The organism is Faecalibacterium prausnitzii (genome assembly GCF_003287495.1).
GTDB lineage: Bacteria > Bacillota > Clostridia > Oscillospirales > Ruminococcaceae > Faecalibacterium > Faecalibacterium prausnitzii_I.
Window position 1 is genome coordinate 613,586 of the sequence record NZ_PRLE01000001.1, and the last position, 16,835, is coordinate 630,420.

Here is a 16,835-nt window from a genome sequence, read left to right on the forward strand (position 1 = left end):
TGATATGAAATTGGAACTTTGATTTTCTTGCCCGGCTTTGCCACGGTGGGACGATCAAAGGAGCGTGCGTTTGAACAAAAAGAAAAAGTCCACAAACACTTCCCCCTATCCCGATGAAGTCATCAACCGTCTGGCACGGGCATTCTACCCGGCCATCCTCGCTTGCTGGAACAGCGAGGAAGGCCAGCGGGAGTTTGCCGCGTGGCAGACAGAACAGGCTCATCATGCCCCCAGCAAAGAGAAACAGAGCGTTCCTGACGGGGAACGCCCTGTTGTACATATCGCTATTGTCCGTGGTCTTTGGCAGGGTGCGTCCGATTGGGCGCACCCTGTTTTTTGTTAGTTAGCATCCGCTTTGCCGCGAAATCATTTCATAAACATCTAACAGATACTCAGGATTCGCCGAATGCTTTCTAAATTCATACGAAACTATCTGATATTGAACGCCAAACGATTCTAGTACCTTTTCTTTTGCTTCTGCCTCTGCCTTTGCTTTTGCTATTTCTGCTTCTGTTTCTGTTTTCTGCTGTTGAGGAGCATAGAAGAAAATCTCATTTGAAATCTCTAGCTTTTCTTTGAATCTAGCACGCTTATTTAAGAGCCACCATATATCCGTTTCCGAAAAATCAAGGCCAAAACCAATAAAATAGACCGTTGCCACAAAAAACAAATCCACCCATGTCTGAAACTGAAATGTTTCAATTTTATTTTTGGTTATATCTGATTTCGCCTTATTGGGAAATTTCATTTCCATTGGATTATCAGTCGTTTTTCCACCAAGTCTTCCATGCTTAATGAAATCATCCATTTTGCCAATTGCACCGCAATAGTGATCCAGACCCAGCATAACACTTTTAGGTGCCACCGCATCCCCATGAACTTTCCAAAGCGTGATTAATTTTTCATTGTACTTGTAAACATAATTTCTACGAATACTATAAATCTTTTCGGAATTATTCTGGGAAATAAGTTTAGCATTCTGTGATAGTAGCAGATGCTCTACAAGTCCATCGTAATTCGTTGTCAAAATATCTGTTATCTCATTTTCCGCTAAAAAACTCAAAAAACTTTTTGCTGCACCTTTTAATTCAACCTTACTAAAGTCTGGAAGTTTTCTGCAAATTTCGCTTTTTAATGTTTCCTCATCTGATTTGCGTTCACCGAGGTAGTTCATTTCATATTGAAAAGTATACGGAATAATCTGTTGAAGGTCATCTTCGAGATTGGTACCACCGATCAATTGTCCCCATGCTGGCACATTCCCAACTAACGCTCTTGTAAATCCATTTCCTAAAAATACAGCTTTTCTTTTACTCATTATCTTTCTTCAACCTCATCTTACCTTGTATCGGTCAATCTATGATTTCGGATTTCATCTTCCACGGACACCTGCATGGAACTTGTCGGGGCAAAGCCCCTCCATCTGCTAACGCAGACCGTTCCGTCGCTTAAAAGCCCCACTGGGGCTTTCATTGCTTCGCAAACGCTAATTTTCCGAAGAAAACAAATAATCCGAACCCATCTCCTATCGGAAACAAGTTCGGATTAATTTTGTTTGGTCCGAGTGGCGAGAATCGAACTCACGGCCTCTTGAACCCCATTCAAGCGCGCTACCAAAACTGCGCTACACCCGGATATTGCATGTGGCTTATCGCTCATAGCTCAATTAGTATACCCGATGCAGGGTGTTTTGTCAAGCGCTTTTTTCAAGTTTTTTCGATTTCTTTTTCGTCTTCCTCCGCCGTTTCCGCAATGGGCTGGCTGCGGGACGGTAGTGCGTCAAATTCCACGGTAGCCAGCGCCACGGCGAACACGCTTTGGGCCCCGGCATCCAGCAAAGCCTGCGCACAGGCGGCTGCCGTGGCTCCGGTGGTGATGACATCATCCACCAGCAGCACCCGCTTCCCGTCCACATTGTCCGGTTCCAGCACCCGGAACGCGCCTGCCACGTTGACCAGGCGCTCGTCCAGCGAGAGCCCGGCCTGATGGCGGCCAGTGCGGGCACGGCCAAGGGCGTTGGCGGCCAGCGGGACGCCCACCGCCTTTGCCAGCGGCCGGGCCATCCGCTCCGGCACATTATAGCCGCGTTTTTTGCTGGAGGCCGGCACCGGGACGATGGCGTCATAGCCAAGGCTCAGGCCCTCCACCCGCTGGGGTGTGGGCTCCGCGCCGCGCATAAGGATCTCGCTGCCAAAGAGCAGCCGGGCCATCTCGACGCCCAGCTCCACGGCCGTCCACGGCTCGCCCTGGTACTTGGCCCGCAGCACCGCACTGCGGACACAGCCCGTGTAGCGGTAGGGTGCCGCGGCCCCGCTCAGGGTTCCCAGATAGTGCTCACTTTCCTTGAGCCGCATGGGCATCCGGCGGAGCGGTTCCAGCCGTTCCGCGCATTCCGGGCAGGTTGGCACAAAGCCCAGCACCCGGCGGCAGAAAGGGCAGCGGCGGGGATACAGCAGCTGCCGGGCTTGCCGCAGCAGCCAGCACGGGGCCGCGTAATCCCCTGGCATCAGTCTTTCTTGACTGCGATGATAACGCGGACTTTCTTGCCCGCCGTGCAGCCAAAGTTATCGTACCAGCCGGTCAGGTAGTAATCATCCGAGTTGACGTATGCCAGCTTGGTGGCGTAATACTGGCCCTTGTACCACAGGTAGACCTGCGTGTCGTCGGCCATCTCATAGCGCTTATCGCCCGAGAGGACGGAGGCAGCGCCCACCTGATCGATCTTCATGGGCATGAGCTGCATCATGGATTTGACCGAACCAGACGCCTCCTGGCTGACGGCAATACCGCCCGCCAGCACCGGGTACTTGATGGAGGTGGTCAGGCTGGCCTGCTGGCCATTGATATAGCAGATGTAGTTGGCACCGCCGCCGATGAAGTTGAAGATGTTGCTCAGCGGAGCCCCGGTAATGGCACCGATCTGCCGGAAGCCAATGCCCAGCAGGCCCGCGGTGTTGCCCGTCAGGCGATTCCATGCCGTGCTGAGGATATCGCCGCTGATGACGCCCCACAAAATCTCGCTCGTGGTGGGCACCAGCAGATTTTTCACCTCATCCACGGTGGTCTTGGTGGTCGTGTTGCCCGAAGAATCGGTGGTCACCAGCGTTTTGATGCTGCTGTAGTTGGCGGCCAGATTCTTCACATCGTCCAGCACGCCGTAGTTCCACAGATCGCCCGTGACATCGTTGAGGATGAGGCGGTCGATCTGGCCGTTTTCATTGGTGGTGTAGTAGCGGACGTCAGAGCCCGAGAGCGTTACCCCCGATAGGCGGCTGGGACGAATCGCCCCAGCCGCACCTCCTGACGTTGTATCCATAATTTCCACATCGTCGGCCAGGGCAGCGTCGCCCAGAGCGGTGGCGTCCGCGTTCACGGTGCCGCTGACGGACCGGCTGCTGATTTTTTTCACGTTCTCTCCGTTGGCACCGTCCACGCTGATTTCTACCAGCCAACCGGTGGGAAAATTGAGACTTTTGTCCACGTTGACGCTCCGGACGATACCGTCCGTGCACATGACCGAGACTTTCTGGAGCACATCGGCCCCGTTGTCCTCTTCAATCAGGTTGCGGGAGGCGGACTGGACAACGCCATAGAAGACGCTGTCGGCCTCTTCACCGGTGACGATGCCGGCCACCTCATTGTTCATGCCCAGCAGCAGGGTGACCACCTGGCCCACACCGCCGCCGTTGAGGGAGGACACCTGCGAGGCCACCGCCGTGCTGCCCAGCGTGTAGGTACTGCCCGCCACGGTGACCGAGGTGGGCGCGCTGGCCGAGGGAGACACTGCCGTGATGCGGCCGGCCGCGCGGCGGGTGTAGACCCAGATCGTGCGCAGGCTCTCGCTGTAATAGTACACGTCGTACTGGTTCAGCTCGCCCGAGGGGGAAACTTTATCGTTGCGGTAGACGGCTACCGGGGTAAAGGGCACCTGTGCCCCCTCGCCGTAGATAAAGGGGCCCTGCAGGCTGCTGAGCAGGACGGTGGAGGCATCCACCTGGCCGTTGGAAACGGTAAAGCCCAGAGTGGTGCCGTAAGCGCCGCCCGAAGCCGTGTTGGCCGTGAGGGCGTTGTAGAGCAGGACCGCGGCGTCCTCATAGTTCATAGCCTCGCCCTGCTTGCGGTCCAGTCCGGTGCGCAGGCCAATCTCGCTGGCCTTGTTGAGCTGCGCGTTGGGGAACGCGCCGTTCAGCTCGGTCATCTTATAGCCCATCAGCTTGAGGACCGCCGTGCAGGCCTCCTCCAGCGTGACAGCGTTGTCCGGGCGGTAGCTGCCGTCCGTGTAGCCGTTCAGCCAGCCCTGCTGCACCGCAATGCGGATGTAGGGGGCCCAGGGCGAAGTGCCGGGCACGTCGGTATAAAGGGTGCCCACCGTGCCCTGTGCACCCACGCTCTCCCGGAATGTGGAGAACGAGGTAAGCATCCGGGCAAAGGCACCACGGGTGACCACGGCGTTCAGGGCCCCGGTCTGGTCGGTATCCATGGCCCCCAGGGTAATGGCCATCTGGACCGCGGTGTTGTTGGTGGCAGCCGCCGAAGCCGGGAGCACCAGCATGGAGGCTGCAATGCACACCGCCAGCAGCAATGCAAGGATTCGTTTTTTCATGGCTTATCTTCTCCTTTTAATCATACCGCAGGGCGTCGATGGGGTTGAGCTTGGCGGCACGCTTGGCCGGCAGGTAGCCGAACAGCACGCCGATGCCCGCCGAAATGCCGAACGCCACCACGATGGAGTCGAACGAGGGGCTCACCGTGATATCCATGCCGTCGGTGAACATGGGCAGCACCCGGTTGGCAGCCATGCTGACGATATACCCCAGCACGATGCCCAGAGCGCCGCCCAGAGCGGAAGTGGTAGCGGCCTCGGTGACGAACTGGGCCAGGATGACCCGTTCCTTGGCGCCCATGGCCTTGCGGATGCCGATCTCTTTCGTCCGCTCCGTGACCGACACCAGCATGATGTTCATGATGCCGATGCCACCCACCAGCAGCGAGATGCTGGCAATGCCCGTGAGGATAACGATGACCATGTTGATCATCTTGTTCATCTCTTCCAGCCACTCACTGGCCGAGTAAACGTAATACGCATTGTCACTTTTGAAGAGATTATACAGTCCGTTTTCCATGGCAGCCTTGGCCTCGTTGGCCTGATTCTCGTCCACCATGATGCAGATGTACGAATCCGCGGTGCTTTTCTGCGACAGACGCATGGCGGTGGTATAGGGCAGGTAGATGCAGTCATCGTCATTGCCCTGCTGCATGGTGGGGTCGCTGATCTTGGCGTTCAGCACGCCCACGATGCGGAATTTGTAGGGGCCCAGCTTGATGGTTTTGCCCATACCGTTGCCGCCAAAGGCGGTGCGGTTGATGTAATCGCCGATGACGCAGACCTGCTTGTCGTCTTTCATGTCCATGTACTGCAGGTTGCGGCCCTTGGCCAGGGTGTAGTTTTTCATCTCGGTATAGTCTTCGTCCACGCCGTACAGGTTGGTGTAACGGTAGGTGGTGGTGCCCACCTTGGGCGTGTTGCTGCTGAAATCGATCTGCGGGGAGATGGACTCCAACAGGTCGGGGTTTTTCTTCACGATGTCATACACGTCATCCACCGAGGCGGTGCGGGAGCCGTAGCCCCAGATGCTGACAGACAGGGTGTTGGTGCCCATGGCCGAAAAGCTGTCCCGCATACTCTTGGTCATGCCGTTGCCCAGGCCCACGATGACGATGACCGCCATGACGCCGATGATGATGCCCAGCATGGTCAGGAACGTGCGGAGCTTGTTGCTCCAGACGTTCTGGATGGCCTGCCGGAAAGTTTCAATGATCATGCCTGTGCCTCCTCGGTCTGGGATTCCTGCTCCGGCAGCAGGGTGGGCTGAACGACCGCCTCCGGGGCGTGGGAGTCGCCGTCGTAGACGACACGCCCATCTTCCAGCCGGATGATGCGTTCCGCCTGCACGGCAATGGAATTGTCGTGGGTGATGAGGACCACGGTGTGGCCCTCATTGTGGAGCTCCTGCAGCATTCCCAGCACCTCGCGGCCGGTGTGGCTGTCCAGAGCGCCGGTGGGCTCGTCCGCCAGGATGACGGGCGGGTTGCGCACCAGAGCCCGGGCGATGGACACGCGCTGCTGCTGGCCGCCGGAAAGCTGGTTGGGCTTGTTTTTGAGCTTATCGCCCAGGCCCACCTTTTCCAGCACCTCTTTGGCACGCTTGTGCCGCTCCGCGCGGGAGACGCCCGCGTACACCAGGGGCACCTCCACGTTTTCCATCAGGTTGAGCTTGGGCAGCAGGTTGTACTGCTGGAAGATAAAGCCCAGCATCTCGTTGCGGATGGCGGCCAGCTCGTTCCGATTCATCTTGCCCACGTCCCGGCCATTGAGCAGGTAGGTGCCCTGGGTGGGCACATCCAGGCAGCCGATGATATTCATACAGGTGGACTTGCCCGAGCCGGACTGGCCGACAATGGCTACAAACTCCCCTTTTTCGATCTTCATGGAGATATGGTCAGCCGCCTTGACGGTCGTGTCGCCCATCTGGTAGTATTTGCACACTTCATCAAATTCGATCAGAGCGCTCATGTTCAGCCCTCCTCATCAAAAGGAACTGCTTCCGTCATCATAGAAACCGCTTCCGTCATCATAGTAGCTGTCACTCACCGAGTTGGGATCGTAAGCAATCGTGTCTTCCGCCGTGATGCCGTCGAGGATCTCGGTGTAATCGTCGTCGCTGACGCCCGTCTTCACGTCCACATAGACATAGCCGTCCGGAGCTTCCATCTCCGGGTCCGCATTGGCCGCGCTGGGCGAATCCTTGGTCACCAGCACATAGCCGCCGCGGACGATGGCCGCGTTGGGCACGCAGAGGGCGCTGGTGGACTCGGCCACCACGATCTCCGCGTTGGCGTTCATGCCCGGGCGGAGGCCGTCGATGGAGTCGATGCGGATGGTCACGGGGTAAGTCGTGGTGCCGCCGGAAGAGTTGCCTTTCATCGAGACACGGGTCACGGTGCCCACATAGTTCTTATCGGCCACCGCATCCGCCGTGATCTGCACTTTCTGGCCCACGGAAAGGGAGCCGATCTCCAGCTCGTCCACATTGATGCTCATTTCCAGGTAGCTCAGGTCATACAGCACACAGAGGCTGGTGCCGGAGGTCAGTGCGTCGCCCTGCTTGACGTCTTTTTCGATCACGGTACCGCTGATGGGGGCCGTGATGGTGTAGTTGGCCATCGTGTCCTGCATATTCTGCATCGAGATCTCGGCACTGCGCAAGGTCTCGGAAGCAGACTGGACGGATTCGGTCAGGTCATCACCCGCCAGCTCAATGAGGATGGCGTCCTTTTCCACCGCGCTGCCCTCCTGCACATTGATGGCGGAGACGGTGCCGGAAGAGGGAGCCGTCAGGGTACGCTCTGCCTGATAGGCAAAGGTGGCGGAGGCAATGGAGCTGACGCCATTGATGCTGGCCGTGGCTGCCTGGGCCGTGGTCAGGCCGCCCGCGTTCCGCACCGCGATGGTCACCGTACGGGTGAGCAGGTTGCCAGTGCTCAGTTCATCGGTGCCAGTCACAGCGGTAATGGTGCCGTCCAGCGTCTCAAAGGTGCCGTCCAGCACCACCTGCGCGCTCTGCCCCACCGAGAAGTTGGCGGCGTCGGCCGCCGGGAAGAGCAGGCTGAGCATCATCTTGGAGTTATCCCGGATGACGGCCACTTCCTGGCCGCTGGTCACTTCATCGCCCTTGGCCACTTTCAGGCTGCTGACAGTACCCGCCACCTCAGCACGGACGTACTGGCGGTCTACCGTCTTATCGTAGCTGCGCTGGGCCTGCTGGAGGGCGATCTCCGCTTTTTCCAGGTTGGTGGAAGCGTCGGAGCTGTCGATAGTGTAGAGGATCGTGCCCTCTTCCACGGTGTCGCCCTCTTCAAAATCAGCGGTGAGCACTTTGCCGTCCACCAGAGATTTCACGGTGTAAGTATTGGCCGGGTTCAGGGTGCCGGTGCCGCTGAGGGAGTTGGAGACATCCCGCTCCTCAGGCGCCGTTTCCACATAGCTGGTGTCCACATTGGCCTGCTTGTCGTTGGCGGGCTTGAGCAGGAACACCCCTCCTGCAAGGACGACCACCGCCGCCGGGACCAGCCATTTCCAGTTCTTCCGGGCAAATGCTTTGGCCCCGGCAAGCTTCCCGGCGGTCTTATCGTTTGCAGCCGCTGCCGAGGGGTCGTTCCCCTGCATGGCCGCGTTCTTCTTTTTCCAGATCATGCTTTTCCTCCTCGCTGTGCGGCGCGGGGGGCAAGATCCCCCTCCCGCAGAAGTGTCTGTTATAAGGTAGTGTATCGCATTTCGGGAAATTAAACAAGCGTCCAAATTTCATTTCACGCATCTTTGACAAATATTCCGGCAGTTTCTCCCGGTTTCCGCCCCCGGGGCACCGCTGCCGCCTGCCCGAAACCCGGCCTGGCAGGCGGATTTTCCAAATTGTAAACCTGCTGCATATTTCAAAGTTGACGCACCCGGGAATTTCTGGTTTAATACGGGGCAAAGCGCAGTTTTTATGCGATGTTCCCGGCCCGTCCAAAACAGCGGGCCGCAAATAGAGGAGGATTTTTTTATGAGTCAGGCAGCTGCCAAAAACACCCAAAGCTCGAAATTTTCGGTCCGCGACATCTGCTATACCGGATTGTTCGCCGCCGTCATCGCCGTGATGGCCCAGATCTCCATCCCGATGCCTCTGGGCGTCCCCATGACCATGCAGACATTCGCCATCACCCTGGCCGCTGTGGTGCTGGGCTCCAAGCTCTCCGCCATGGCAAGCCTCGTGTACCTGATCCTGGGTGCCGTGGGCGTGCCCGTGCTGGCCAGCTTCTCCGGCGGTATTGACAAATTCGTCGGCCCCACGGGCGGTTTCCTCATCTCGTTCCCCCTCATGGCCTATCTCATCGGCCTGGGCGTGGAGCACCGCAATGCCTTTAAGGGCGCGTTCCCTCTGGCCGTTGTCGTGGGCACCGTGGTCAACTACATCGTCGGTGTGATCCTGTTCGTCATCGTGGCCCACAGCACCGTGGCCGTGGCTATTTCCGCCTGCGTGCTGCCGTTTATCCCCACCGCCATCATCAAGGCTGTGCTGGCCTGCGCCATCGGCCTGAACATTCGGAAACGGATTCCGGGGCTCAAGGCATGATCGTACTCCGCCCGCACCATTTACTCTGCACCCAGGGCTACTCCGGCCACGGCTACGACGACGCCTTTGTGGAGCACATGAACGACGTGGTCCACCAACTGCGGGAGGTTCCCGGGACGCGGATCCACCTCACGTTCTCCACCGACACGCTTTGCTCCTGCTGCCCCAACAAGCTGGGCGAAGACCTGTGCGACACCCAGGAAAAGGTAAAGCGGTACGACCGCAAGACCGTGGAATACTTTGGCCTGGAAGAAAAGGATTATGTCTATCAGGACCTCATTCGGGCCATGGATGCCAAGGCTACCCCGGAGATGCTGGCGGATATCTGCCGCGACTGCTGCTGGTTCCCCGTCAGCGCCTGCTGCAAAAACATCTGCAGCGGCAAATATGTAAAATAACCTCTGTTTCTCCCCTGCAAAAGGGCCCGTACCGGCATTGGTACGGGCCCTTTTACCGTTTCAGCACGCAAAAAGAGGCCGCTCCACGGAAAATTTCCAGTGGAACAGCCTCTTTTTCGATTTACTTACCGCGTTTTCTGCTCACTTCACCGCAGCGTCATCCGCCGCATAGAGCTGGACATATACCCCTGCGGGGACGCAGGCGGCCCAGGCGTCTTTCTGGCTCAGCCAGCCGAATTGCTCACAGACATGGTCCGGGCACTGGCTGTCCTGAAAGGCGATGGCACCGTCTTTTACCTGTAAATGCACAACGTAATCGCCCACATCGTACAGATAATCGTAATCTTTGTCCAGCGGGATGGTCTCGGTGACGCCGTCGCCGAAATCGGCTACCGCCACCAGCGCTTCCCCCTGTTTGTGGCCCCGCAGCGCCCAGAAAAGCACCACTGCAGCCAGCAGGAGCACTGCCGCAAAGAGCAGATTTTTCTGCAGCCGGGTCAGGCGTTTCATGCAGCGTAATCGCTGGCAGCCTGGCCTGCAATGCGGCCAAAGACGGTAAAGTCGGCCACAGCGTTGCCGCCCAGACGGTTTGCACCGTGGACGCCGCCGGTGATCTCACCTGCTGCAAACAGGCCGGGGATCACGTTGCCATTGGTATCCAGCACTTCCGTGTTGGTGTTGATGGTCAGGCCGCCCATGGTGTGGTGGACACCGGCAGTGACCTTGATGGCATAGTAGGGAGCGGTATCCAGCGGGTTTGCAAAGCTGGTACGGCCAAACTCGGCGTCGGCCTTATCGGCCACGCACTGGTTCCAGTTGTTCATGGTCTCGGCAAAGGTCGCCTCGTCCACGCCAATGGCCTTGGCCAGTTCCTCGTAGGTAGCGCCCTCCGCGGTATAGCCTTTCTTGATGTAGCCCTGGATGACGCTGGAAGCATCGGCCATGGCCTGATCGACCACCAGCCAGCTGTAGCTGCCCGGCTGTGCGATCTCCGCAGCGGAAACCACGTCACGGGTGCCCACTTCGTCAATGAAGCGCTTGCCGTCAGCGTTGACCAGGATCGCGCCATCGCCGCGCAGGCCCTCGGTGATCAGGGCAGCGGTGTTCGCCTCCACAGTGGGGTGGATCTGGATCTGGTCCATATCCACGGTGCCGGCACCGATGGCCGTTGCCATCTCAATGCCCTGGCCCAGGATGCCAGGAGCGTTGGTGGTCATAAAGCCCTTGAGCTCAGGCTTGTACTTCACGACCATGTCCAGGTTGGCACCGAAACCGCCGGAAGTCAGGACCACGGCTTTGGCGTTGACGGTGACGGTCTCACCGGAAGCGCCGGTGGCCTTAACGCCGCAGGCTGCGCCGTTGGCATCGGTCAGGATCTCGTTGGCGGTGGTGTTCAGCAGGATCTGAACACCGGCCTTTTCGCAGTTCTCCTGCAGCAGGGGGATCATGTAAGAGCCCACAGAGAGGGTCTTGCCCTCTGCGTCCACAGGGCGATGGATGCGCTTGACAGAAGCGCCGCCAAAGCTGGAAACGCTGTGCAGGGTGATGCCGTTCTCGTCCAGCCAGTCGATGGCATCGGCACTGTTTTCGCAGAGAGTCTCCACCAGAGCGGGATCGTTGATACCCTTGCCGCCGATCATGGTATCCAGCTCCATCAGCTCCACAGAGTCGAAGTAGCCGGTGGGGTTGGCCTGATAAGCAGCCCACTGCTCGGCCACGGTAGCAGCCAGAGCGGTGATGGTCTCATTGTCGGCATACTTTTCGGCAGCGGTCTTCAGGGTCTTCTCGACACCTGCGGACTCGCCGAACTCGTTCTCATCCTGATAGACGGTCTTGCCGGCGTTCATGCCGCCGGTAGCGCGCACGGAGTTGCCGCCCACCATGGCCTGGCTCTCCAGAATGACCACGCTCTTGCCCTCGTTGGCAGCGGTAATGGCGGCAGTCATGCCGGCACCGCCCGCGCCCACGATGACCACATCGGCGTCCACCGTGGAGTCCTCAGCGGGCTCGGCGGTGTTGTCCACAGCGGTCTTGTAGTCGTCGGGGTTCAGGCCGGCCGCGGTCAGGGCGGCAGCGGCAGCCTCCTTGATGGCGTTGGAGGTGACGGTTGCGCCTGCAACGCCGTCCACGGCAATGCTGCCGCTCTCGGCGATGGCGCCGGGCAGCTGGTCGATGGCCGTAGAGCCCACGCCCTCGGTCTCGTCCTTGCCCTCGGCGGTGCAGCCGATGATCTTGCCGTCGGCAAGGGTCAGGGTAACGGTCACATCGCCGCCAAAGCCTTTGGCAGTGCCCATGCTGGTGGTTTTGCCGCTGCTGTACACCAGCAGACCGGCTGCCACCACCACCACCATCGCCACAGCGAGGAGGATTTTCTTTATCTGGTTCTTCTTCATGGTTATTCCAATTCCTCAGCAGATTTGAGGGCCAATGCCCTCAGTTTGTTAATGCGAACATATCAGCAGAAAAAGGGGGCTGCTCATTCGGAAAGCAGCCCCCTTTGCCGAACTAAGAGAAAAAATCAGGCGTTGGCCTGTGCAGCAGCAACTGCGCAGGCAACGGTTGCACCGACCATGGGGTTGTTGCCCATGCCGATCAGGCCCATCATCTCAACGTGCGCAGGCACGGAGGAGGAACCAGCAAACTGAGCATCGCCATGGACGCGGCCCAGAGAGTCGGTCAGGCCGTAGCTGGCGGGGCCGGCTGCGACGTTATCGGGGTGCAGGGTACGGCCCGTGCCGCCGCCGGAAGCGACGGAGAAGTACTTCTTGCCGTTCTCGATGGCCCACTTCTTATAGGTGCCAGCAACCAGGTGCTGGAAGCGGACGGGGTTGGTGGAGTTGCCGGTGATGGAGCACTGGACGTCCTCTTTCTTCATGATGGCAACGCCTTCCATGACGTCGTTGGCGCCGTAGCACTTCACAGCGGCACGCTCGCCATCGGAGAACGGGATCTCCTTGACCACTTTCAGGGTCTGGGTGGGGATATCATACTCGGTCTGCACATAGGTGAAGCCGTTGATGCGGGAGATGATGTAAGCGGCGTCCTTGCCCAGGCCGTTCAGGATGACGCGCAGGGGGGTCTTGCGGACCTTGTTTGCGGTGCGGGCGATGCCGATGGCACCCTCAGCAGCAGCAAAGGACTCGTGGCCAGCCAGGAAAGCGAAGCAGGTGGTGTCCTCGCTCAGCAGGCGGGCACCCAGGTTGCCGTGGCCCAGGCCGACCTGGCGCTGCTCAGCAACGGAGCCGGGGATGGTGAAAGCCTCCAGGCCCTCGCCGATGGCAGCTGCGCACTCGGCAGCGTCGGTCAGGCCGCGCTTCACGGCGATGGCGGTGCCCAGGGTGTAAGCCCAGACAGCGTTATCAAAGCAGATGGGCTGCACGCCGCGCACGATCTTGTCGCAGTCGATGCCCTTGGCGAGGAGCATCTCGTTGCAAGCGTCCAGAGACTCCAGGCCGTTAGCCTTCAGGCATGCCTCAATTTTCGGCATGCGGCGATCCATAGATTCAAAAGTTGCCATGAGTTGTTCCTCCTCTCTTATTCCTCACGCGGGTCGATGTACTTGACAGCGCCTGCTTCCTTGCTGAAGCGGCCGTAGGTGCCCACGTTCTTCTCGTATGCCTCGTTGGGGGTCTTGCCGTGACGGATATCCTCCATCATCTTGCCCAGCTTGACAAACTGATAGCCGATGACCTCATCGTTCTTGTCCAGAGCCAGCTTGTTGATGTAGCCCTCGGTCAGCTCCAGGTAGCGGACGCCCTTCTCCTTGGTGGAGAAGATGGTGCCGGTCATGGAGCGCAGGCCCTTGCCCAGGTCGTCCAGACCCGCGCCGATGGGCAGACCGTCCTCAGAGAAAGCGGTCTGGCTGCGGCCGTAGACGATCTGCAGGAACAGCTCGCGCATTGCCACGTTGATGGCGTCGCACACCAGGTCGGTGTTCAGAGCTTCCAGGATGGTCTTGCCGGGCAGGATCTCGCCAGCCATAGCAGCAGAGTGGGTCATGCCGGAGCAGCCGATGGTCTCCACCAGAGCCTCCTCGATGACGCCGTTCTTGATGTTCAGCGACAGCTTGCAGGTGCCCTGCTGGGGTGCGCACCAGCCCACACCATGGGTGTAGCCGCTGATGTCCTTGATCTCATAGGCCTTGACCCATGCGCCCTCTTCGGGGATGGGAGCCGGACCATGCTTAGGACCTTTGGTGATCGGGCACATATTCTGTACTTGCTGCGAATAGGTCATAATCATACTCTCCTTTTGACAATTTGTGCTCTGCGGGCAAAAAACGAGCCTGGTGTCCCAGCCTCATTTTATGTTCCACGTTGCCTTGACCGGGCGTGCCGCTCTCTTTCTGCACCACATTCCGGTACTACCACGCATGATTTTATTATAGAGAACCTTGGCGCATTTTGCAAGACATTTCCGATAAATAATTCGCAATCTTTTTGACGGTTACTTATGTCTAACCGTCATTTTTGCTTCTTTCGTCTTCCACATCGTCATATTTTTGTCAATTTTGTCGGAATGGATTTTTAGTTCAATTGGGACGGGGCGCGCGGGGCGGCTGGACGGGTCTCAGGGCCCAGATGGCAACAAATCCGCCCACCGCTCCCGCAATGGCAAGGATGTGCCGCCCCTGCTCCAGCCCCCAGAGATTGGCCATAAACGGAAACGCCAGGCTCCCCACGCTCTGTCCCAGAGCCAGAAAGCCATAGTTGACCCCGGCATGGGGAAACCCGAACAGATCGGTGGAGAGGGCGGGCAGCACCGCCGCCAGCGCCGAGTAGCAGAACGTCAGGCCCGCGTACACAGCCACCACGGCCCACCCCTGTGCAAACCAGAAGACGGCACTCAGCCCCAGCGAGACCGCAAACAAGATCATATCCGTCGGCCTGCGGCCAATTTTATCACTCAGCATGGGCATCAGCAGCCGCCCGGCTGCACTGCCCACGCTGCCCAGCACCACGCTCCACAGCGCGGCACTCTCGTCCAGCCCCCGCTCCATCCCCAGTTTTAAGATGATGGGGCTGAACAGTAGCACCGCCGGGGTGGAGCAGCACACCGCCCCGGCGCAGAGCCAGTATTGCCTGGTGCGGAGCATCTGCCCAGGGGAGAGGTCCAGCCCCGGGGCCGCCTTTCCCCTGCCCTGCTGGCTGGGCCGGGGCTTTTCCGGCGGAGGGTCGGTCAGCAGGGCACTGCCCGCAAGGCAGACGGGCAGGGTGAGCGCCCCCAGCGCCCAGAACGCGCCCCGGATGCCCTGCACCGGGCCAAAGCCCCGCAATGCCGTCCGGACAAAGACCGTGAGGAACGCGCCGGAGAGCCCCACCGCCCCGCCAATGACACCCGTGGCCAGCCCTTTGCGGCCCTTGTACCATTTCTGGGCGCAGGACTGGATAGAGGGGTACAAAAAGGCCGTGCCCAGCCCCGCCGGGACACTGAACAGTACCCAGAACCACCCGCCCGCGGCCCCGGGCAGGAGGGCCGCCGCAAAGAACCCGCCGCAGAGCAGGGCCGTGCCCCAGAGCGCCGCGTGGCGCGGGCCGTTCCGGTCTTGCAGAAAGCCGCCGATCACACACCCCACCCCGAATGCCGCGATCAGGATGCCGAACGCCAGCCCGGCCCCCTGTTCCGAGAGGCCGTACTCCTCCATGACCGGCTGCTGGAACACGCCCCAGGCCGCGGGCAGGCCTGTTAATATTTGAATGGCCGCCCCCGCCGCCAGAATGGCCCATGGTCTTGTTTTCTGCATTTTGCGCATCACCTCACAGGATAGTGTGCCCTTTTTGATTGACAAACCCGCATATTTCTTTATAATTGAGGGGTAAGAATTACGATGAAACCTCTCAGTCTCGCTCCGCTCGACAGCTCCCCTACTGAGGGGAGCCTCTGGCGAAGAGGGAAAGCTTCTCGTTTTTGCCAAGGCCTCCCCTATGAGGGGAGGTGGCACGCCGCAGGCGTGACGGAGAGGTTTTACTTCTTTAAAAAGAGAGGAATTACCAACCATGAAGACCCAAGCGTTGAAAGGTATGCGGGACCTGCTGCCCGCGGAGCAGACCCTGCGCGATTATATCCAGGGCAAAATTCTGGAGACCTACCGTGCTTCCGGTTTCGAGCGTATCTCCACCCCCATGCTGGAGGATATGGAAAACCTCGATAAATCCGATGGCGGCGACAACCTGAACCTCATTTTCAAGGTGCTCAAGCGGGGCGATAAGCTCACCGCCGCCCTGAATAGCGGCGACCCCAAGGCCCTCTCCGATATGGGCCTGCGCTATGACCTTACCCTGCCCCTGAGCCGCTTCTATGCCGCCAACAAGGACAAGCTCCCCCACCCGTTCAAGGTCATCCAGACCGACCGCGTCTTCCGCGCCGAGCGCCCCCAGAAAGGCCGCCTGCGCGAGTTTGTCCAGTGCGACATTGACATCCTGGGCGATGAAAGCCCCAACGCCGAGGTGGAGCTCATCGACGTGACCACCCGCGCCCTGCTGGGCATCGGCTTCACCGGCTTTACCGTCAACATCAATGACCGCCGCATCCTGCGCGGGATGCTGGAAAGCATGGGCTTTGCGGCCGACACGCTGGACTCCGTCTGCATCACCTTTGATAAGATGGACAAGATCGGTGCCGAGGGCGTCAAGGCCGAGCTGACCGAGAAACAGCTGCCGGAGAACGCCATCCACGCACTGGCTGAGTTCATCGCCGCCGGGGAAGTCACGCTGGACGCCGTGGCCGCCCGCTGTGCGGACCCCGCCATTGCCGACGACCTGAAATATGTCCTGGCCACCGCCAAAGCCATGGCTGGGGACCGTTTCAGCGTGGCTTACTGCCCCAGCCTGGTCCGCGGCCAGGGCTACTACACCGGCATGGTGTTTGAGATCACCTGCCCGCAGTTCAGCGGGGCCGTGGCCGGCGGCGGCCGCTACGACAACATGGTGGGCAAGTTCCTGGGCACCCAGGTGCCTGCTGTGGGCTTCTCCATCGGCTTTGAGCGCGTCTGCGGCATCCTGCTGGAGCAGGGCTACCAGATCCCCGGCGCCAAGCAGAAGATCGCTCTGCTCTATCAGAAAGGCTCCGACTTCCCTGCCGTGCTGACTAAGGCCGCACAGCTGCGGGAGCGCTACAACGTGACCGTGCTGGAGCAGGCCAAGAAGCTGGGCAAACAGCTGGGCCAGCTGGAAACCGCCGGTTTTGCGGGCGCTGCCTTTATGGATAAAGAAGAGATCAAGATTTTCTAAACTCACAACGAGCAAGGGCCTCCGCATCTGCGGAG

General features: G+C 59.3%; 15 protein-coding genes and 1 tRNA gene. 4 read left to right on the forward strand and 12 right to left on the reverse strand.

Annotated elements, in window-relative coordinates:
* The first annotated feature begins 64 nt into the window (after window positions 1–64).
* Complete coding sequence (locus C4N22_RS02815; RefSeq protein WP_112147914.1) at window positions 65–343, forward strand: transposase; 279 nt, start codon at window positions 65–67, stop codon at window positions 341–343.
* On the opposite strand, the gene C4N22_RS02820 is transcribed toward C4N22_RS02815, so the two are convergent.
* The 7 genes from C4N22_RS02820 to C4N22_RS02850 all read right to left on the reverse strand — a co-directional run bounded on the left by C4N22_RS02820 (window position 344) and on the right by C4N22_RS02850 (window position 8,254).
* Complete coding sequence (locus C4N22_RS02820; RefSeq protein ID WP_112147915.1) at window positions 344–1,318, reverse strand: SIR2 family protein; 975 nt, start codon at window positions 1,316–1,318, stop codon at window positions 344–346.
* Between the two features lie 238 nt (window positions 1,319–1,556).
* Window positions 1,557–1,634 (reverse strand) — tRNA-Pro (locus C4N22_RS02825).
* 72 nt (window positions 1,635–1,706) lie between these two features.
* Entirely contained in the window at window positions 1,707–2,507 is an 801-nt protein-coding gene (locus C4N22_RS02830) for a ComF family protein (RefSeq protein WP_022256895.1), read from the reverse strand.
* Window positions 2,507–4,603, reverse strand: a complete 2,097-nt coding sequence (locus C4N22_RS02835) for an S-layer homology domain-containing protein (RefSeq protein ID WP_112147916.1) — start codon at window positions 4,601–4,603, stop codon at window positions 2,507–2,509. Before C4N22_RS02835 ends, C4N22_RS02830 begins: the two co-directional genes overlap by 1 nt.
* A gap of 16 nt (window positions 4,604–4,619) precedes the next feature.
* Window positions 4,620–5,822 (reverse strand): ABC transporter permease, encoded by a 1,203-nt coding sequence (locus tag C4N22_RS02840; protein ID WP_022256893.1) that lies wholly within the window; start codon window positions 5,820–5,822, stop codon window positions 4,620–4,622.
* Window positions 5,819–6,574 (reverse strand): ABC transporter ATP-binding protein, encoded by a 756-nt coding sequence (locus tag C4N22_RS02845; protein WP_022256892.1) that lies wholly within the window; start codon window positions 6,572–6,574, stop codon window positions 5,819–5,821. The genes C4N22_RS02840 and C4N22_RS02845 overlap by 4 nt, the downstream gene beginning before the upstream one ends.
* Before the next feature lie 15 nt (window positions 6,575–6,589).
* Entirely contained in the window at window positions 6,590–8,254 is a 1,665-nt protein-coding gene (locus C4N22_RS02850) for an HlyD family efflux transporter periplasmic adaptor subunit (protein ID WP_112147917.1), read from the reverse strand.
* Between the two features lie 349 nt (window positions 8,255–8,603).
* Here C4N22_RS02850 and C4N22_RS02855 point away from each other — a divergent pair, with 349 nt between their 5' ends.
* Together C4N22_RS02855 and C4N22_RS02860 are read left to right on the forward strand one after the other, a co-directional pair.
* Entirely contained in the window at window positions 8,604–9,173 is a 570-nt protein-coding gene (locus tag C4N22_RS02855) for a biotin transporter BioY (RefSeq protein ID WP_112147918.1), read from the forward strand.
* Window positions 9,170–9,571 (forward strand): DUF1284 domain-containing protein, encoded by a 402-nt coding sequence (locus C4N22_RS02860; protein WP_112114575.1) that lies wholly within the window; start codon window positions 9,170–9,172, stop codon window positions 9,569–9,571. Before C4N22_RS02855 ends, C4N22_RS02860 begins: the two co-directional genes overlap by 4 nt.
* A gap of 141 nt (window positions 9,572–9,712) precedes the next feature.
* On the opposite strand, the gene C4N22_RS02865 is transcribed toward C4N22_RS02860, so the two are convergent.
* The 5 genes from C4N22_RS02865 to C4N22_RS02885 form a co-directional block, all read right to left on the reverse strand.
* The gene (locus C4N22_RS02865) at window positions 9,713–10,081 is read right to left on the reverse strand and encodes a NusG domain II-containing protein (protein WP_112147919.1); all 369 of its coding nucleotides are present in this window, start codon (window positions 10,079–10,081) and stop codon (window positions 9,713–9,715) included.
* Window positions 10,078–11,964, reverse strand: coding sequence for a flavocytochrome c (locus C4N22_RS02870; protein WP_112147920.1), 1,887 nt, complete (start codon window positions 11,962–11,964; stop codon window positions 10,078–10,080). Before C4N22_RS02870 ends, C4N22_RS02865 begins: the two co-directional genes overlap by 4 nt.
* Before the next feature lie 125 nt (window positions 11,965–12,089).
* Window positions 12,090–13,088, reverse strand: a complete 999-nt coding sequence (locus C4N22_RS02875) for a GGGtGRT protein (RefSeq protein ID WP_022256886.1) — start codon at window positions 13,086–13,088, stop codon at window positions 12,090–12,092.
* Window positions 13,089–13,105: 17 nt separating this feature from the next.
* Window positions 13,106–13,807 carry an iron-sulfur cluster assembly scaffold protein gene (locus C4N22_RS02880; RefSeq protein WP_112114572.1) on the reverse strand — a complete coding sequence of 234 codons (702 nt, stop codon included), beginning with the start codon at window positions 13,805–13,807 and terminating at the stop codon, window positions 13,106–13,108.
* A gap of 295 nt (window positions 13,808–14,102) precedes the next feature.
* Complete coding sequence (locus tag C4N22_RS02885) at window positions 14,103–15,314, reverse strand: MFS transporter (protein ID WP_242980927.1); 1,212 nt, start codon at window positions 15,312–15,314, stop codon at window positions 14,103–14,105.
* Window positions 15,315–15,567: 253 nt separating this feature from the next.
* On the opposite strand from C4N22_RS02885, the gene hisS reads away from it, so the two are divergent.
* A complete protein-coding gene (gene hisS / locus C4N22_RS02890; RefSeq protein ID WP_112147922.1) occupies window positions 15,568–16,800 on the forward strand; it encodes a histidine--tRNA ligase in 1,233 nt (410 codons plus the stop codon).
* Window positions 16,801–16,835: the final 35 nt, after the last annotated feature.